The 16,265-nt window shown below is 67.8% G+C and carries 14 protein-coding genes; 6 read left to right on the top strand and 8 right to left on the bottom strand.

The features are described from left to right. Positions 1-26: 26 nt before the first annotated feature. The 4 genes from ACSQ24_RS22860 to ACSQ24_RS22845 all read right to left on the bottom strand — a co-directional run bounded on the left by ACSQ24_RS22860 (position 27) and on the right by ACSQ24_RS22845 (position 4,261). Positions 27-1,010, bottom strand: coding sequence for an ABC transporter substrate-binding protein (locus ACSQ24_RS22860; RefSeq protein WP_436097951.1), 984 nt, complete (start codon positions 1,008-1,010; stop codon positions 27-29). A gap of 111 nt (positions 1,011-1,121) precedes the next feature. Further along, the gene (locus ACSQ24_RS22855; RefSeq protein WP_436096901.1) at positions 1,122-2,435 is read right to left on the bottom strand and encodes an NAD(P)/FAD-dependent oxidoreductase; all 1,314 of its coding nucleotides are present in this window, start codon (positions 2,433-2,435) and stop codon (positions 1,122-1,124) included. Positions 2,436-2,443: 8 nt separating this feature from the next. After that, the gene (locus ACSQ24_RS22850) at positions 2,444-3,148 is read right to left on the bottom strand and encodes an HAD-IA family hydrolase (protein WP_436096900.1); all 705 of its coding nucleotides are present in this window, start codon (positions 3,146-3,148) and stop codon (positions 2,444-2,446) included. A gap of 27 nt (positions 3,149-3,175) precedes the next feature. Then, positions 3,176-4,261 (bottom strand): ABC transporter ATP-binding protein, encoded by a 1,086-nt coding sequence (locus ACSQ24_RS22845; protein ID WP_436096899.1) that lies wholly within the window; start codon positions 4,259-4,261, stop codon positions 3,176-3,178. 229 nt (positions 4,262-4,490) lie between these two features. On the opposite strand from ACSQ24_RS22845, the gene ACSQ24_RS22840 reads away from it, so the two are divergent. Continuing rightward, positions 4,491-5,444 (top strand): LysR family transcriptional regulator, encoded by a 954-nt coding sequence (locus ACSQ24_RS22840; protein WP_436096898.1) that lies wholly within the window; start codon positions 4,491-4,493, stop codon positions 5,442-5,444. Between the two features lie 16 nt (positions 5,445-5,460). Here the strand turns inward: ACSQ24_RS22840 and ACSQ24_RS22835 are convergent, their stop codons facing one another. Together ACSQ24_RS22835 and ACSQ24_RS22830 are read right to left on the bottom strand one after the other, a co-directional pair. After that, a complete protein-coding gene (locus ACSQ24_RS22835; protein WP_436096897.1) occupies positions 5,461-6,930 on the bottom strand; it encodes an aldehyde dehydrogenase family protein in 1,470 nt (489 codons plus the stop codon). A gap of 3 nt (positions 6,931-6,933) precedes the next feature. Continuing rightward, a complete protein-coding gene (locus ACSQ24_RS22830) occupies positions 6,934-7,602 on the bottom strand; it encodes a haloacid dehalogenase type II (RefSeq protein WP_436096896.1) in 669 nt (222 codons plus the stop codon). A gap of 213 nt (positions 7,603-7,815) precedes the next feature. On the opposite strand from ACSQ24_RS22830, the gene argE reads away from it, so the two are divergent. Further along, positions 7,816-8,958 (top strand): acetylornithine deacetylase, encoded by a 1,143-nt coding sequence (gene argE, locus ACSQ24_RS22825; RefSeq protein ID WP_436096895.1) that lies wholly within the window; start codon positions 7,816-7,818, stop codon positions 8,956-8,958. 3 nt (positions 8,959-8,961) lie between these two features. On the opposite strand, the gene ACSQ24_RS22820 is transcribed toward argE, so the two are convergent. Together ACSQ24_RS22820 and ACSQ24_RS22815 are read right to left on the bottom strand one after the other, a co-directional pair. Then, positions 8,962-10,284 (bottom strand): NAD(P)/FAD-dependent oxidoreductase, encoded by a 1,323-nt coding sequence (locus ACSQ24_RS22820; protein WP_436096894.1) that lies wholly within the window; start codon positions 10,282-10,284, stop codon positions 8,962-8,964. Between the two features lie 64 nt (positions 10,285-10,348). Then, positions 10,349-11,677, bottom strand: a complete 1,329-nt coding sequence (locus tag ACSQ24_RS22815) for an NAD(P)/FAD-dependent oxidoreductase (protein WP_436096893.1) — start codon at positions 11,675-11,677, stop codon at positions 10,349-10,351. A gap of 277 nt (positions 11,678-11,954) precedes the next feature. On the opposite strand from ACSQ24_RS22815, the gene ACSQ24_RS22810 reads away from it, so the two are divergent. From ACSQ24_RS22810 to ACSQ24_RS22795, 4 genes are read left to right on the top strand one after another with little or no spacing between them, the layout of a single operon-like run. Then, complete coding sequence (locus ACSQ24_RS22810; RefSeq protein ID WP_436096892.1) at positions 11,955-13,637, top strand: peptide ABC transporter substrate-binding protein; 1,683 nt, start codon at positions 11,955-11,957, stop codon at positions 13,635-13,637. 60 nt (positions 13,638-13,697) lie between these two features. Then, positions 13,698-14,654, top strand: coding sequence for an ABC transporter permease (locus ACSQ24_RS22805; protein WP_436096891.1), 957 nt, complete (start codon positions 13,698-13,700; stop codon positions 14,652-14,654). Then, a complete protein-coding gene (locus ACSQ24_RS22800) occupies positions 14,651-15,550 on the top strand; it encodes an ABC transporter permease (RefSeq protein ID WP_436096890.1) in 900 nt (299 codons plus the stop codon). Before ACSQ24_RS22805 ends, ACSQ24_RS22800 begins: the two co-directional genes overlap by 4 nt. Next, the gene (locus ACSQ24_RS22795; protein ID WP_436096889.1) at positions 15,547-16,260 is read left to right on the top strand and encodes an MOSC domain-containing protein; all 714 of its coding nucleotides are present in this window, start codon (positions 15,547-15,549) and stop codon (positions 16,258-16,260) included. The genes ACSQ24_RS22800 and ACSQ24_RS22795 overlap by 4 nt, the downstream gene beginning before the upstream one ends. Positions 16,261-16,265 lie beyond the last annotated feature (5 nt).

The following is a 16,265-nucleotide window of genomic DNA, read 5'->3' as shown; positions in this document are numbered from 1 at the left end:
CGCAAGGGGAGAAGGAAAAAGCGACCTCACTTCTGCATGAACTGCAGCCAGCGCTTCTCGGCGGCTTCGCCGGCTGGCGAGGTCCACCAGGCATAAGACATCAGGGCCTGCACCTTGGCGTTCTCCGGCGCGCTCGGCAGCTCCTTGACTCGCGCCTCGGAGATGACCTTGGTGTCATAGGCCTTCGGGTTGGCCGGGCCGTAGTCGATATGCAGCGGCAGGTTGGCCTGGTGCACCGGATCGACCGCCTCATTGAGGAACTTGATCGCGGTCGGCAGGTTGGGCGCGCCCTTGAGCACGCAGAGCGATGTGCTCTGCAGGATGCCCTGATTGTAGGTATAGGTGACCTTGGCGCCTTCCTTCGCGAGGGCGCTGATGCGGCCATTCCAGGCCATCACCATGTCGACCTCGCCGTCGTTCAGCAGCTGCGCCGACTGGGCACCGGAGGTCCACCACACCGTGATGTTCGGCTTGATCTCCTCGAGCTTCTTGAAGGCGCGCTCGACATCAAGCGGGTAGAGCTTGTCCGGGGCGACGCCGTCAGCCATCAGCGCCGCCTCCAGCGTCGCCAGCGGGTGATTGCGCAGCGAGCGGCGGCCGGGGAATTTCTTCACGTCCCAGAAGTCGGCCCAGCTCTTGGGCGCGCTGGCGACATCCGGGAATTTCTTCAGGTTGTAGCCGAGCACGCTCGAATAGAACTCGTAAGCGACCGAATAATCGCTTCGATACTCGGCCGGCATCGCCGCTGCGTTCGGGATCTTGCTGAAGTCGAGCTTCTCGACGATGCCCTGCTCGCCGCCGCGCAGGCAGAAATTGGTGGCGACGTCGACGACGTCCCAGGTCGGCTTACCTGATGCGACCTGCGAGCGCATGATCGGCCAGGCGTCGGGCACGCTGTCCTGGTTGATGGTGATGCCGAGCTTCTTGGCGGCGGGATCGAGGATCGCGATGGTCTGCGCCTTCTGATAGGCGCCGCCCTGCGAGACGAACATGATCTGCTCCGCCGCCATGGCAGAACCGAGCAGCGCGAGGGAGAACCCTGCGACGGCGCAGGTCGTCCGGATCTTCAAGCTCATAGCCATGTCCTGTTCCCCTGTTGTTTTGGATCGGAGCTTCGAGGCCTACCGTCCGATCGCATCCAAAAACTGGTACCAGCCGGCGACCAGACGGACCGCCGGTTCTCGAAGCGGATAGAAGGGCACGGGCCGCATGCGGCCGATGTCGAGCAGCCCGACATCGGGGCGCTCGCCACGCGCGAAGGCGGCGAGGTAGCGCCCCATCAGGCTCGACATGGCGACGCCGGCGCCGTTGTAGCCCATGGCCGTCAGCACGCGGTCGTCGACGCGCCCGACATGCGGTACGGAATCGAGCGTCATCGCCACCAGCCCCGACCAGGAAAAGGCCAGCGGCACATCGGCCGCCTGCGGGAAGATGTCGATCATCGCCTTGTGCAAGGCATTGAAGGCGGCGGCGGAATCCGCCTTGCCGAAGGCGCCGCGCCCGCCGAAGACGATCCGGTCGTCGACCATGCGGAACCAGCGCATCATCCGCTTGCTCTCGGTATAGGTCCGGCCCGTCGGCATCACGCTGGCGGCGAGGCCCGGCGAGAGCCTGTCGGTCGCGATGATGGCGCTGCGGAACGGGATCAGGGTGCGCTGGAACGCGCGGGTCGCGGGCGTCAGATCGGAATAGCTGTTGGTCGCGATGATCGCCTGCTTCGCTCGCACCGTGCCCCGGGGCGTCTCGACCAGCACGCCGTCACGTTCGCGCTTGAGGCCGAGCGCCGGCGTGTGGCTGTGCACGGGGATGCCCTGCGCGGTCACGCTTCGCGCGAGGCCGCGCAGATAGTTGAGCGGGTGGATGCCGCCCGAGCCGGCATTGAGCACGCCGCCGACGAAGCCGGCGGAGCCCGTCTCCTCGCGCACCTGTCCGGCATCGAGCACGGTCATCGTGGTGTCGCCGAGTTCGGCGCGAAGCCACTGCGCTTCCTTCACCGCATAGGCCAGCGTTTCGTGGTTGTGTGCGGCCTTGACCTGGCCGGCGCGGGTCAATCCGGCATCGGCGATGCTGCAGGTATCGACCAACTTGGCGACGATATCGGTCGCCTCATGGGCGATATCGTACATTCTTTTCGCCATGTCCCGGCCATGGGCGGCGGCAATCGCCGGGAAGGACAGGCGGAACTTCGCGGTGACGACGCCGCCATTGCGGCCGCTCGCGCCCCACCCCGGTTCGTTGGCCTCGAGCACCAGCGGCGCAAGGCCGCTGGCGGCGAGATGATGGGCGGCCGAGAGCCCGGTATAGCCGGCGCCGATGATCACGACATCCGCCTGCGCATCGCCGGCGAGCGGCGGCAAGGCAGGCAGCGGCGCAGCCGTCGCCCGCCAGAGCGAGGGCGCGGCATCGAGGGCCTGCCAGGATGTCGGCGCGGCCATCATGCGGGTCAGGCCCGTTCCGCCTCGACCGCGTCGGCAAGCGCCTTCAGCGTCGGGAAATGGTAGTCTGGCTTCGTGATCTCCGGCACCGCCGGCGTGCCGCCGAAGCCGGTCTGGCCCTGGCGCCGCTCGATCCAGCAGGTGGCATAGCCGAGCGACTTGGCGACGCGGATGTCGTGGTACTGGCTCTGCGCGACGTGGAGAATCTCCTCCTGCTTGTAGCCGAAAGCCGATTGGCGGCCGCGGTTGAAGGCGAAGAAAAGCGGATCGGGCTTGGGATGGATCGCCTCGTCGGCGGTGATGCTGTCGTGGAACGGGTTGCCGAGCGTGTGCGAGTAGCAGGTGAAGCTCGGCCGGTCGGCATTGGTCATCGCCACCAGCCGGTAATGCCTGCGCAGCCGCGCCAGCGCCTGCGCCGAATCCGGGAAAGCGGGATGGCGCAGGATGGCGAGCTGGAAGGCATCGGCCGTGGCATCGTCATGCGGCAGGCCGAGTTCCCTGGCGAGGTGGATGTAGACGAGCTTCATCACCTCGCTGGAGCGCTCGTGATGCAGCTCGCGACCCTTGAGGTAGGGCGCGAAGATCTCGTCGTCGGTCAGCTTGGCGGCGGCCGGGCCGCCAAGGCGCCGGACCGCGCCGAGGACGCCGGCCTCGAAGTCGATCAGCGTGCCGACGACGTCGAATGTGAGAACCTTGAAATCGCTGAGGGCCATGGTCTGGTGTCTCTGCTGGGGAGGGGGTCAGGCGCCGGCTTTCGGCACGATGATCGTGTCCTGCGGGTGCAGGCTGAGGGCGAGGCGCCCCCCGACTGGCGGGATGCGGCGCGCGGCTTCGTAATGGCTGGGCTGGCGCAGGCTGAGCGCCGTGCCGTCGTCGAGTACCAGGAAGACGCGCAGGCTCTCGCCCTGGAAGACGACATCGGTGACGCGGGCTTCGAGCCGGTTGCGTTCCGGGCTGCCGGAACCGTCCTCGATCAGCAGCTTCTCGGTCTGGATCGCGAGCACGAGCTCGCCGTTCGGCGCGATCGGCCGGGCGCTCTTCAGCACCGTTCCGGCGAGCGAAACGCTGTCCGGCCCGGCGCGCTCGACCGGCAGCAGCGTCGCCTCGCCGATGAAGCTGGCGACGAAGGCGTTGGCGGGGTGGTCGTGCAGGCGCTCGGGCTTGTCGATCTGGACCAGCTTGCCGTCCTTCAGGATGGCGACCCGGTCGCTCATCGTCAGTGCCTCGCGCTGGTCGTGGGTGACATAGATGATCGTTGCGCCCAGCCGCTTGTGGAGCTGGCGCAGCTCGATCTGCATGTTCTCGCGCAACTGCTTGTCGAGCGCCGAGAGTGGCTCGTCCATCAGGATCAGGCGCGGCTCGAAGATCATGGCGCGGGCGAGCGCGACGCGCTGGCGCTGGCCGCCGGAGAGCTGACCGATGCCGCGCTCCTCGTAGCCGGCGAGGTCGACCATGGCGAGCGCGCCGCGGACCTTCTCGGCATAGGTCGATTTGGGCAGGCGCCGGGCCCGCAGAGGGAAGGCGACGTTCTCGCCGACGCTCATATGCGGGAACAGCGCGTAGTTCTGGAAGACGATGCCGATGTCGCGCTTGTGCGGCGGGGTATAGGTGACGTCGCGGCCACCGAGATGGACCGAGCCGCCGGAGGGCTGGATGAAGCCGCCGAGGATGCCGAGCAGGGTGGTCTTGCCCGAGCCGGACGGGCCGAGCAGCGAGACGAATTCCTGTGGGGCGATGTCGAGCGAGACGTCGTCGAGGGCGCGCACCGAGCCGTAATGCTTGCTCGCGGACCTGATCTCGACGCGTTCGCCGCCTATGTTGGCCATGGCATTCTCCCGTACGGATACAGCGACATCGCGGCACTGCGCAGGCAAAGACCGTTTTCGGGACGGGCCATAAGGTGATCTTATGTGAGCCGCACCGGCGCCGATGCCATCAGGCGGTGCGAGCCTCTGCCGGGCCGTCACCGCAAGCTGCATTCGATCGGCTCATGAAAGGGGATTTGGGGCCCCTGCCGCAATTGCCAAATAATCAGGGAAATCATAACCTCATGTAATGTCAGAACTGCGCCGCATGGTCTCGTCGAGCAATGCGCTCTTCGTCTTCGAGGCGGCGGCACGCAGCGGCAGTTTCACCCGCGCGGCCGAGGAGCTGAACGTCACGCAGCCGGCGGTCAGCCGCATGCTGTCGCGCTTCGAGAGCCATCTCGGCCTGCGCCTGTTCGAGCGCGGCCGGCAGGGTGCTGTGCTCACGCCGCAGGGCGAGGTGCTCTATCGCCGGGTGGCGGCCGGTTTCCGCAGCATCGAGGCCGGGCTCGTCGAGATCGAGCAACTGCGTGCGGGCAAGGAGATCGTGACGATCTCGGTCTCCTCCGCCTTCACCACGCATTGGCTGATGCCGCGCATGGACCGTTTCCAGAAGCGCTTCCCCGGCGTCGACCTGCGCTTCCAGATGATCGCCGGCTCGTTGCGCGGGCCGGTCGACAATGTCGATCTCGGCATGCGCTTCGTCGATGCCGGCGAAGCCGTGCCGGCCGAGGCGATGGTGGTGCGCGAGGTCATGCTGCCGGTCTGCAGTCCCGGCTATCGACAAAGCGAGCCGGAAGCGGGGGCGGTGGGCGATGGCAACACGATCATCAACCTGACCGATTCTGCGCTCGACTGGGCCGAGCACTACCCACCCTTCGCCACCGGCCGGTCGGGGCCGGTCAAGACGCTGAGCTTTTCAGACTATGCCGTGGTGGTACAGGCAGCGCTGCTCGGCCAGGGCGTCGCCTTCGGCTGGATCACGGTCGTGTCCCATGCGCTGATGTCGGGCGCGCTGGTGCCGGCCAGCGGCCGGCTGACACGAGGCGAGCGTGCTTGCGTGCTGCTGACGCCGCGCAACCGCCCGCCGAGCCCCGTCGTTGGCGAGATCCGGCACTGGATCGGCACCGAGCTCGAGGCCGAGATCGAGGCGATCGACGCGCTCCATTCCGGCCTCGGTCTGAGGCAGGCCTGCTACGGCTGAGCTGTGCGGACGCGCCTCAGCTCGCGATGTCGATCAGCACCGTCTTATGCCGCAGGTTTTGCTCGACCGCCTGCCGGCCGAGATCCTTGCCGATGCCGGAACTCTTGTAGCCGCCGGTCGGCAGGATGAAGTCGAGCGTGCGGTTGTAGCGGTTGACCCAGACGGTGCCGGCCTGCAGCCGGCGCACTGCGCGCAAGCCTCGGCCGAGATCGCGGGTATAGACGCCGGCGGCGAGGCCGTATTCGGGATGGTCGGCGAGGGCAAAGCCCTCTTCCTCGTCCGTGAAGGTCTGGATGGTGAGGACCGGCCCGAAGACCTCCTCGCGCACCGCCGCCGTCTCGGCACTGACATTGGCGATCAGCGTCGGCTGGTAGAAGGCACCGCAATGGCCGGCGATGCGGCCGCCGCCCATCAGGATGTCGGCGCCCTGATCGCGGCTATGCGCCAAGATGGCGTCGATGCGCCGGGCCTGCAGCTCGGAGATGATCGGAGCGAAGCTGCTTGCGGCCTTCCAGGTCGGACCGGGCGTGACGGATGAGAGCTTTGCGCGCAGCGCTGCGACCAACGCCTCGGCGACCTGCGCCTGCACGATCAGCCGCGAGCCGGCGACGCAGGCCTGCCCGGCGTTGGCCAAGAGAGAACCGGCGATGCAGGCGGCCGCCTTGTCGAGGTCGGCATCGGCGAAGACGAGCTGCGGGCTTTTTCCGCCGAGCTCAAGCGTGACCGGCTTGATGCCGCTTTCGGCGGCGGCCTTCATCACCGCGATGCCGGTGCGGGTCGAACCGGTGAAGGAGAGCTTGGCGATGCCGGGGTGGCGGCTGAGCGCGTCGCCCGTCACGGCGCCGGTGCCCTGAACGACGTTGAAGATGCCGGCCGGGATGCCGGCCTCGACCGCGAGCTCAGCCAGCCGCACCGTCGAGAACGGCGTCAGCTCAGAGGGTTTCAGGACGATGGCGTTGCCGGCGGCCAGCGCCGGCCCGGCCTTCCAGCTCGCCATGCTGAGCGGGAAATTCCACGGCGTGATCGCGCCGACCACACCATAGGGCTCCGAGACGATCATGCCGAGATGGTCGGCGCGCGTCGCCGCGACCTCGCCGCCGAGCTTGTCGGCCCATTCGGAGAAGAAGCGGATGCCGTCGGCGACGCTGGCGACGTCGCCGGTCACCGCCTGGGCGATCGGCCGGGTCGAGCCGAGCGCCTCCAGCCGGCCGAGCTCCTCGGCACGCTCCTCGATCAGGTCGGCCCAGCGTCGCATGGCGCGGGCCCGCTCGCGCGGTGGCCGTGTCGCCCAGCCGCTCGCCCGGACGGCGCGTGTCGCATCGCTCACAGCCCGGTCGACGGTCGCTGCATCCGCGACCGGCAACTCGGCATAGTCGACGCGGTCGGAGGGGCGGGCGACGGGGATGCGCTCGCCATTGCCGACATTGGCGCCGCCGATATAGTGGCCCGTGGCGAAGGCGACCGATTCAGGCGCGAAATCGGCCATGGTCTAGAGACCGACCAGGCCCGGCAGGCCGCCAATGTCCTTGATCTCGTGCGTGCTGTAGTAGGGGTTGGACGGCTCGTGGCCGCGATTGACGAAGACGCGGCGGGCGATCTTCATATCGTAGGCGGTCATCTGGTCGTAGCGGAAGCTCGACGAGCAGTGCATCACATCCTGCGGACCGCAGCCGAGCATGTCGAACATGTACTCGAAGGCGCGCATGCGCGGCTTGTAGGCCTGGGCTTCCTGCGCGGTGTAGGCGGCGTGAAAGGGCGCGCCGAGCCTGGCGACCGAATGCGGGATCAGATCCGTCATCGAGTTCGAGAGGATGACGAGCGGAATTTCCTTGGCGACCTTGGCGAGGCCGGCAGGCACGTCCGGATGCGGGCCCCAGCTCGGGATCTCGTCGATGATGCGCTGGGCGTCGGCCGGATCATAGGCGATGCCGAGGAGCTTGCAGGTCCGCTCCACCGCATTGCGGACGACGTCCTGATAGGGCTTCCACGGGCCGAGGACCTCGTCGAGGCGATAGTTCGAGAAGGCGTCGCAGAAGGCGTCCATCTGCTCAGGCACGAGCCGACCTGCATAAGCACGCCGGGCCGCCGGAGCCATCTCGAAATAGATCAGCGTACCGTAGCAGTCGAAGGTGATGAATTTCGGCCGGAAGCTGCTCATCGTCTCGCTTTCGATTATTGCGACGGCTGCCTGCCGCTCGGAAAAGGCTAGAGCGCGAGCGCGGGCACGGAGGCGGAATCGCATCGGCGCGACCAAAGATTCTGCCGATGAACGGGGATGCTTCGGCATGGATTGCTGCGCGTGCCGAGGCAGGATGGACAGGCCGGGCGCTCTCACCGCAGCTCGGCCAGCCCAACCTCGTTGCGAAATCTCATGACCGTCGAAACCGTCCTCGCCGACCTCGTCGGCTTTCCCTCCGTCTGCCGCACGCCGAACGGGGCGATCATCGAGCATGTCCGGGCCTATCTCGCCGGCCATGGCGTCGACAGCGTGATCGTGCCGGGGCCGGAGGGCGACCGCGCCAATCTGTTCGCCACGATCGGGCCGAAGGCCCCGGGCGGCATCATCCTCTCGGCGCATCTCGACGTGGTTCCGGCGCCGCCCGAAGGCTGGCTCGGCGACCCCTTCCGGCTGCGACGCGACGGCGAGCGGCTGATCGGGCGCGGTGCGGTCGATATGAAGGGCTTTGCGGCCTGCGTGCTGGCGAGCGTGCCGGCCCTCGTCGCGACGCCGCTGGCGCGGCCGGTGCACATCGCGCTGTCCTATGACGAGGAGGTCGGCTGCGTCGGCGTGCGCCACCTGATCGCCCGGCTGCCGGAGCTCGCCCCGCCGGTGCTCGGCTGCATCGTTGGCGAGCCGAGCGGGCTGAGGCCGGTGCTGGCTCACAAGGGCAAGATCGCTCAGCGCGTCACGGTGCACGGCAAGGCTGGGCATTCCTCACGCACCGATCTCGGCGACAATGCGATCCACTATGCGGCGGGCTTTATTGCCGCGATCCATGAGGAAGCGCTGCGCCATGGTCGGCAGGGGCCTTTCGCCGAGGCCTTCGCACCGCCCTATTCGACGATCCAGGTCGGTGTGATCAAGGGCGGCACCGGCATCAACATCGTGCCGGCGCAATGCGTGTTCGAGGTCGAGGCCCGTGCCATCGCCGGGCGGGAGCCCGCCGCGCTGCTCGGCTTCCTGCAAGGCGCCGCCGAGCGGATCCGGCGCGAAGCTGCCGCGACGGGGCACAAGGTCGATTTCAGCTTCGAGACCCTGAGCGACTACCCGCCGCTCGCGCTCCACGAGGCCGATCCGCTTGTCGCCTTCGCCGAGGCGGCCTCAGGCCAGGCGCGCCAGGCGGCCGTCAGCTACGGCACCGAGGCCGGCCTGTTCCAGCGGGCAGGCATCGCCGCGATCGTCTGCGGTCCCGGCGATGTCGACCGCGCCCACAAGCCGGAAGAGTACATCACCGACGCCGAGCTCGCTGGGGCTATGACGATGATCGCGCGCGTCGCCGAGCGTCTCTGCTGAGGCTCAGAACTCGCCGATCTCGCCGCGGGAGCCGTCGACGAGGCGGGAATGCCTGAACGGGCGTGGATCGACGATCGGCGTGTCGCCGGTCGCAAGGTCGGCGGCGAGATGGCCGGCGGCGGGGCCGAGGCCGAAGCCGTGGCCGCTGAAACCGGCCGCCAGCACGAAGCCGGAGAGGCCGGCGACCGGCGAGATCACCGGCACCGCATCGGGCGTGGAATCGATGTAAGCGCCCCAGCTTTCGCGCACGGCGATGGTCTTCAGCGGCGGGAAGATGGCGTGGGCGCGCTCGATCAGCGTGGTCATGGCGCGCCGGCTCGGTGCCGGGTCGAGCACACGGATCGCCTCGAAGGGCGTGATCTCGTCGAGCTCCCAGCTCCCGAACGCCTCCGGCCCCTTGAAGAAGGAGGTGCCGATGCCGAGCTCGACCGCCTTCAGCCGCTTGATGAACATCGGCAGGAATTCGCGGGCGTAGCGCAGGCCCTGCGGTGTGACCTCGAGCGTGCCCTTGCCGCTGATCGCGACCGTATAGCTGCCGTCGAGGCGACGGGTCAGCGCGATCTCGGGAGTGTAGAAGGCGTCGAGGAGCTCCGGCGCCGGCTCGGTCCGCAGGCTGGTCGCGCGAATGCTCGCCTGCGGGAAGGCGATGCCATGGCGGCGGCAGAAGGCGGAGGCCCAGGCGCCGCCGGCGAGGATTACCGCATTGGTGCGGATCGTGCCCTTCTCGGTGACGACGCCGGTGACGGCACCATTGGTGATGTCGAGCCCGCGTGCGGCGCAGCCTTGATGGACGCTGGCGCCGTTGCGGCGAGCGCCGTCGGCCATCAGCGGCGCTGCGAGCGCCGGCTCGGCCTTGCCGTCGGTGACGGAATGCAGCCCGCCGCGCCAGCTTTGCCCGCTGGCGGCGGTCATTGTCGCGGTTTCAGGTCCGGTGAGCATCGTGGTCTCGACGCCGAAGGCCTTGGCGGTCTCGCGCCAACGCTCCCATTGCGCCAGCTGCGCGGCGTCGTTGCTGGCATAGACCAGGCCGCAGCGACGAAAGCCACTGTCGCGGCCGAGCTCTTCGCTCAGCTTCTCCCAGAGCTCCATCGCGCGGATCGCGAGCGGCAGTTCGCGGGCGTCACGGTTCTGCTTGCGGCACCAGCCCCAGTTGCGGCTCGACTGCTCGCCGCCGACCACGCCCTTCTCGACCAGCGCTACCGAGCGGCCGCGCCGCGCCAGATAATAAGCCGCGGCAGCGCCGACGATGCCGCCGCCGATGACGACGACATCCGCTGCCGCGGGCAGCGCCGCGCTGCTGGCGATGCGTTCGATGGTCGGCGGCATGGAAGGCTCCGGAAAGCGCCGCGTTACAAGGCGGCGGGACTGCGTGGTCAGGGCAGGGCGCGCCTCACATCAGCCCGGGCTCGCCGAGGTCGGTCCCGTCGATGAGGCGGCTGTAGCGGTAGGGATGGGGATCGACGATCGGGCTGTCGCCGGTGACGATGTCGGCCGCGAGTCGCCCCGCCGCCGGTCCGATGCCGAAGCCGTGGCCGCTGAAGCCGGCAGAGACATGCAGGCCCGGCAGCTGGTCGATGGCCGAGATGACCGGCACCCAGTCGGGTGTGAAGTCGATCAGCCCGCCATATTTGTGCTTGATCTCGACATTGGCGAGTTGCGGGAAGATCTCGGCGAGCCGTTTCCTGGCGAAGGTGATCAATTCCTCCTGCGCTGGCGGATCGTAGGTCCGCATCCGCTCGAAGGGCGAGATCGAGTCATTGCTCCAGCGCATCAGCGCCTCGGGCCCGAAGAAGAAGGACTTGCCCGCGCGGATCGTCAGCAGTCTGTGGCGCTTCTTGAAGGTCTGCCAGAACGGCCTGGCATTGAGCATGCCGTGCGGCGAAAGCTCGAGCAGGCCGCGCCCGCTGATCCCGACCGTGTACCCGCCATCGACCCGGCGGCGGATGGTGAGATCCGGCGTCGAGATGCCGCCCGTGGTGATCTCCGGCGCCGGCCCGGTGAAGAACGAGGTCGACTTGATGCCGGCGAGCGGCATGCGGATGCCGTGATGCCGGGCGAACATCGCGGTCCAGACGCCGCCGGAGAGCAGCACCGCCGAGGTCCGGATCGTGCCCTTCTCGGTGACGACGCCGGAGACGCGCCCGGCCGCGGTTTCGAGACCACGCGCCGCGCAGTCCTGGTGGATGGTGACGCCGAGCCGGCGCGCAGCCTCGGCGATGGCCGGAACCGCCATGGCAGGCTCGGCTCGGCCATCAGTCGGCGAATGCACGCCGCCGACCCAGTCACCCTTGGCATGCGGCGCCAGGGCCCGGGCCTCCTCGGCGCTCAGCGTGCGCGTCTGCATCTGGTACTGGCGAGCCTTCTCGCCCCAGCCTTCCCAGGCATCAAGGTCGGACTGGCGGGTCGTCAGATAGGTCAGGCCGCTGCGGCGGAAGCCGACATCGTTGCCGACCTCTTCTGAAAGTCCGTTCCACATCTCGACCGCCCGCATCGCCAGCGGCAGCTCGCGCAGGTCGCGGTTCTGCTGGCGGCACCAGCCCCAGTTCCGGCTCGACTGCTCGCCGGCGAGGTAGCCCTTCTCGACCAGCGCCACCGAATGCCCCTTTTTCGCCAGATGGTAGGCGGCGGTGACGCCGGCGATGCCGCCGCCGATGACCACGATATCGGCCGCTGCGGGCAAGGCTTCGTCGCTTTGGACGCGGTTGACCGGGGGCGACATGGCGGCGTTGTCCTTGGGAGAGGTCGTGCTGGCGCGCAGACCGAAACGGGAGGCCGGTATTCAAGCCCGAACCATCTGGAACCCTATGCCAAAGGAAGGGCTGGATTCGGCAGATTCTTTTGGTTGTCCCGGCAAAGGACAGTGGCCATCGCCGGCCGCGCCCTGCCTATGATGGGGCCGGGCCGCCAATGCGACGGCCGATACGGTCAACCGCCAGGCAAAAGGCGGTGACCGTGCCACGGTCTCACAAGGGCCGTCGACAACAAGGGGATCGACGATGAACAAGCCGTCCACGAAGACGCCTGGCCTCGCTTTGCCTGCCCTGCATCGCCGCGAGGTCCTGGCGCTGGGCGCCGGCGGCATCCTTGCCGCGTCCGGCCTCGGCGCGCGCGCCCAGGGCAAGGCGCCCCCGCCCCCGCCCGCCAAGCCGAGCGGCCAGGTCGTGGTCGGTCTGTCGCAGGAGCCGACTGCCTTCAACCCGCTGATGCCCGGCATCGAGGTTGACGAGACCGTCTGGATGCAGGTGTTCAACACCATGTGGCTGGCCCAGCCCGACGGCTCGCTGGTTCCCGATCTCGCCGCCGAGGTGCCGAGCGAGGCCAATGGCGGCATCTCGGAAGGCGGCCTCGCCTGGAAGGTCAAGCTGCGCGAAGGCATCACCTGGCATGACGGAGCGCCCTTCACCGCCGAGGACGTCAAGTACACGCTCGAGCTGATCAATGCGCCGGGCTTCAAGGCGCGCACCCGCGTCGGCCACTCGCTGGTCAAGGACATCAAGGTCACCGGCCCGCTGGAAATCTCCTGGCGCATGGAGAAGGCCTATGCGCCCTATCTCGCGCTGCTCTCCAACACCTTCATCGTGCCCAAGCACATTCTGGAGAAGGCGGCCGACCCGAACACGGCGCCATTCAACGGCGCGCCGGTCGGCACGGGCCCGTTCAAATGGGGCACGCGCACGCCGGGCGACAACATCCAGCTCGTCGCCAACGAGAAATACCACGGCAAGGGGCCGTATCTGGAGAAGGCCGTACTGAAATACGTGCCCGATCAGACTGCGCTCTATGCCCAGTTCCGCACCGGCCAGGTCGACCTGATTATCGGCACCGGCATCCCGGCCAATTTCTACGCCGAGGCGGTCAAGCTGCCCGGCCGCAAGGTGGTGAAGATCCCGAGCGCCTCGCTCGAGGTGCTGATGCCGAATCTCGAGCACCCGGCCTTGTCCGACAAGGCGGTGCGCAAGGCGCTCTACGCCTCGATCAACAAGCAGGCGATCATCGACATCGTCTTCTACGGCCTGCACATCCCGACCGAATCCTTCATGCCGCAGGAATCCTGGGCCTACGATCCGAGCCTGCCGAAGCAGTCCTACGACCCGGCTCTCGCCGGCAAGATCCTCGACGATGCCGGCTGGAAGCGCTCCGGCTCGGGCGTGCGCATGAAGAATGGTGTGCCGCTCGAATTCGCGGTCTCGACCACGACGGGAGCGGCGCTGCGTGAGCAGTGCCAGCAGTTGATGCAGCAGGACTGGCAGCAGATCGGCATCAAGATGGCGATCAACAACATGCCCGCCGCCGTGATCTGGGGCGAGTTCTACACCCGCTCCAAGTTCCAGTCCCTGCTGGTCGGCACCGCCTTCCGCACGGTGATCGATCCCGATCCGGCGCATCGCTTCGGCTCGGACGCGATCCCGGCCAAGAGCGGCAACGGCGCCAACCAGATGCAGTGGCAGAACGCCGAGGCCGATGCCCTGATGAAGCAGGGCCAGGAGAGCTTCGATCCGGAGAAGCGCAAGGCGATCTACCGGAAGCTGCAGGTGCTGGTGCGCGAAGAATTGCCGATCCTGCCGATCTACCAGTACGCGCCGGTCGAGGGCTACAAGGAGGGGCTGATCGGCTACCAGCCCAACATCAACGCCAGGCAGAACACCTGGAACATGGGCCAGTGGTACTGGGCCAAGTGACGTGATGCGCGATCTGAACCGCGCCGGCATCAAGCCGGCGCTGGCCGGGGGCAGGGCGCCATGATCGCCTTTCTCCTGCGCCGGCTCGGGCAGTCGCTGCTGCTCTTGCTGATCGTCTCGGTGATCGGCTTCGCCATCCTGCATCTGGCTCCCGGCGGGCCGATGTCGCAGTTCGCCGCCGGCGGCGACATGACCCAGGCTGATCTCGACCGCATCGCGGAACAGCTCGGGCTCAACCGCCCGCTGCCGGTGCAATACATCGAATGGCTCTGGCGCATGCTGCGCGGCGACTGGGGCGTGTCCTATCGCGACCAGCAGCCGGTGCTGCACATCATCACCTCGCATCTGGGCGCGACGCTGGAGCTGATGCTGACCTCGACGCTGCTCGCCATGCTGATCGGCGCCTGGGTCGGCATTCTCGGCGCGATCCGGCGCTATTCGCTGTTCGACTCGCTCGCCACCGTCGGCGCCATGATTGCGCTCTCGATCCCGACCTTCTGGTTCGGCCTCGTCATCATCTATGTCTTCTCGGTCGGGCTCGGCTGGCTGCCCGCGGGCAACCGCTACACCATGGGCGACGGCTCGTTCCTCAACCAGGTGCACCACCTGATCGGGCCCTGCATCGTGCTGGCGCTGGTCTCGACCGCGGTGTGGAGCCGCTACATGCGCTCCTCCATGCTCGAGGTCGTGAACCAGGACTATATCCGCACCGCTCGCGCCAAGGGCGTGCCGGAGCGGCAGATCCTGATGCGCCATGCCCTGCGCAACGCGCTGCTGCCGATGATCACCATCACCGGCCTGCACGTACCGACGCTGCTCTCCGGCGCCCTGGTGACCGAAACGGTCTTCACCTGGCCCGGCATGGGCCGGCTCTTCCTCGATTCGATCAGCTATCGCGACTACCCCGTGGTCATGGGCATCCTGATGTTCACCGCCGTGCTCGTTCTGCTGGGGTCGCTGCTCGCCGATCTGCTCTACGGCGTCGCCGACCCGCGCATCTCGAGGAGCGGACGATGAGCGGCGTGCCCTTCACCAGCACCGCCGAGCCGGCGCTGCCGCCGGCGCCGGGCTTCTGGAACAGCCCGGGGCTGCGCCGCTTCCGACGGCACAAGCTCGCGGTCTTCGGCGCGGCGACGATCGTCTTCCTGACGCTCGCCTGCATCGTCGGCCCCTGGCTGCTGCCTTACACCGACACCTTCATCGACATCCGCAACCGCTTCGCGCCGCCCTTCGCCGGTCCGCATGTGCTCGGAACCGATCCGCTCGGCCGCGACATCCTCGCGCGCCTCCTGATGGCGGGGCGGATCTCGCTCGCAGTCGGCTTCTCGGCCATGGCGATCGCGATGGCGATCGGCATCGTCGTCGGCATGGTCGCCGGCTTCTACGAAGGGGCACTCGGCGCGGCACTGATGCGCTTCGTCGATGCGATGCTGTGCTTCCCGTCGATCTTCCTGCTGCTGGCGATCTCGGCGCTGATTTCGCCTTCGGTGCCGTCGATCATCCTTCTTATCGCGATGACCTCCTGGATGGAGGTCGCCCGCGTGGTCGAGGCGCAGATCCGCTCGCTGAAGACGCGCGAATTCGCGCAGGCGGCCGTCTCCTTCGGCGCGAGCAACCGGCGCATCATGGTCCGCGAGCTTCTGCCGAACGCGATCGCGCCGATCGTCGTCGCGGCGACGCTCAATGTCGCCCACGCCATCCTGGCCGAGAGTTACATCTCCTTCCTCGGTTTCGGCATCCAGCCGCCGACGCCGAGCTGGGGCAACATGCTGGAAAGTGCCCAAAGCTATCTCACCAGCGCGCCCTGGCTCGCCATCATTCCGGGCGCCGCCATCACGCTCGCCGTCACCAGCTTCAACTTCATCGGCGACGGCCTGCGCGACGCCCTCGATCCGAGGATGGAAGGCCAGTGACGGGAGAGCTCGCCGAGCTCTGGCGCTATCCGGTCAGCTCGATGGCCGGCGAGCAGCTGGCCCAGCTCCAGGTCGAGGCCGGCGGGGTCGCCGGCGACCGGATCTGGGGGCTGCTCGACGCCGCGACCGGGCGCATCGCCTCTCCCGGCCGCGAGAAGCACTTCATCGGCGTGCCACGCGCCCATGCCAAAGCCGTGGAGGAGGGCGTCGCCCTCTCGCTCGACGGCGAGCGCTGGGTGGGGCCGCAGGATACGCAGTTGCTGGAGAGCCTGTCGCGGACCTTCGGGTTCATGCCGGTGCTGAAGCCGTTCGATGCCGTTGGATCAGGCGGGTTCCGGCCGCGCTACGAGCATGCACCGATCCATCTCGTCACCAGCGCGGCGCTGCGCAGCCTCGAACGGGAGCTGCCCGGCAGCGTCATCGATGCTCGCCGCTTCCGGCCCAATCTCCTCGTCAATTGGCCCGATGGAACGGAGGCCATACCGGAGCATGGCTGGATCGGGCGTGAAATCAGGATCGGAGAGGTCGTGCTGCACGGGCGCGAGCCCTGCGGACGCTGCGGCTTCATCACGATCGCGCAGGAGGGCTTGCCTCAGGACGTCGAGATCCTGCGGACGGTGGTCAAGCGCCACGAACGCAATTTCGGGATCTATTGCGACGTGGTGACGCCGGGCGAGATCGCAGCAGGTGCAGCTGTTACCGTCGACTAGGCCAA

It is taken from the genome of Allobosea sp. LjRoot237, assembly GCF_964253285.1.
In the GTDB taxonomy this organism is placed as follows: Bacteria; Pseudomonadota; Alphaproteobacteria; order Rhizobiales; family Beijerinckiaceae; genus Allobosea.
The sequence above is the reverse complement of the archived record's forward strand: the minus strand, read 5'-3'. Positions and strand labels throughout refer to the sequence as shown.

Coding starts and splice junctions, on each gene's coding strand:
- ACSQ24_RS22860 (WP_436097951.1), bottom strand. CDS start 1,010: ATGGCGGCGGAGCAGATCATGTTCGTCTCGCAGGGCGGCGCCTATCAG.
- ACSQ24_RS22855 (WP_436096901.1), bottom strand. CDS start 2,435: ATGGCCGCGCCGACATCCTGGCAGGCCCTCGATGCCGCGCCCTCGCTC.
- ACSQ24_RS22850 (WP_436096900.1), bottom strand. CDS start 3,148: ATGGCCCTCAGCGATTTCAAGGTTCTCACATTCGACGTCGTCGGCACG.
- ACSQ24_RS22845 (WP_436096899.1), bottom strand. CDS start 4,261: ATGGCCAACATAGGCGGCGAACGCGTCGAGATCAGGTCCGCGAGCAAG.
- ACSQ24_RS22840 (WP_436096898.1), top strand. CDS start 4,491: ATGTCAGAACTGCGCCGCATGGTCTCGTCGAGCAATGCGCTCTTCGTC.
- ACSQ24_RS22835 (WP_436096897.1), bottom strand. CDS start 6,930: ATGGCCGATTTCGCGCCTGAATCGGTCGCCTTCGCCACGGGCCACTAT.
- ACSQ24_RS22830 (WP_436096896.1), bottom strand. CDS start 7,602: ATGAGCAGCTTCCGGCCGAAATTCATCACCTTCGACTGCTACGGTACG.
- argE (WP_436096895.1), top strand. CDS start 7,816: ATGACCGTCGAAACCGTCCTCGCCGACCTCGTCGGCTTTCCCTCCGTC.
- ACSQ24_RS22820 (WP_436096894.1), bottom strand. CDS start 10,284: ATGCCGCCGACCATCGAACGCATCGCCAGCAGCGCGGCGCTGCCCGCG.
- ACSQ24_RS22815 (WP_436096893.1), bottom strand. CDS start 11,677: ATGTCGCCCCCGGTCAACCGCGTCCAAAGCGACGAAGCCTTGCCCGCA.
- ACSQ24_RS22810 (WP_436096892.1), top strand. CDS start 11,955: ATGAACAAGCCGTCCACGAAGACGCCTGGCCTCGCTTTGCCTGCCCTG.
- ACSQ24_RS22805 (WP_436096891.1), top strand. CDS start 13,698: ATGATCGCCTTTCTCCTGCGCCGGCTCGGGCAGTCGCTGCTGCTCTTG.
- ACSQ24_RS22800 (WP_436096890.1), top strand. CDS start 14,651: ATGAGCGGCGTGCCCTTCACCAGCACCGCCGAGCCGGCGCTGCCGCCG.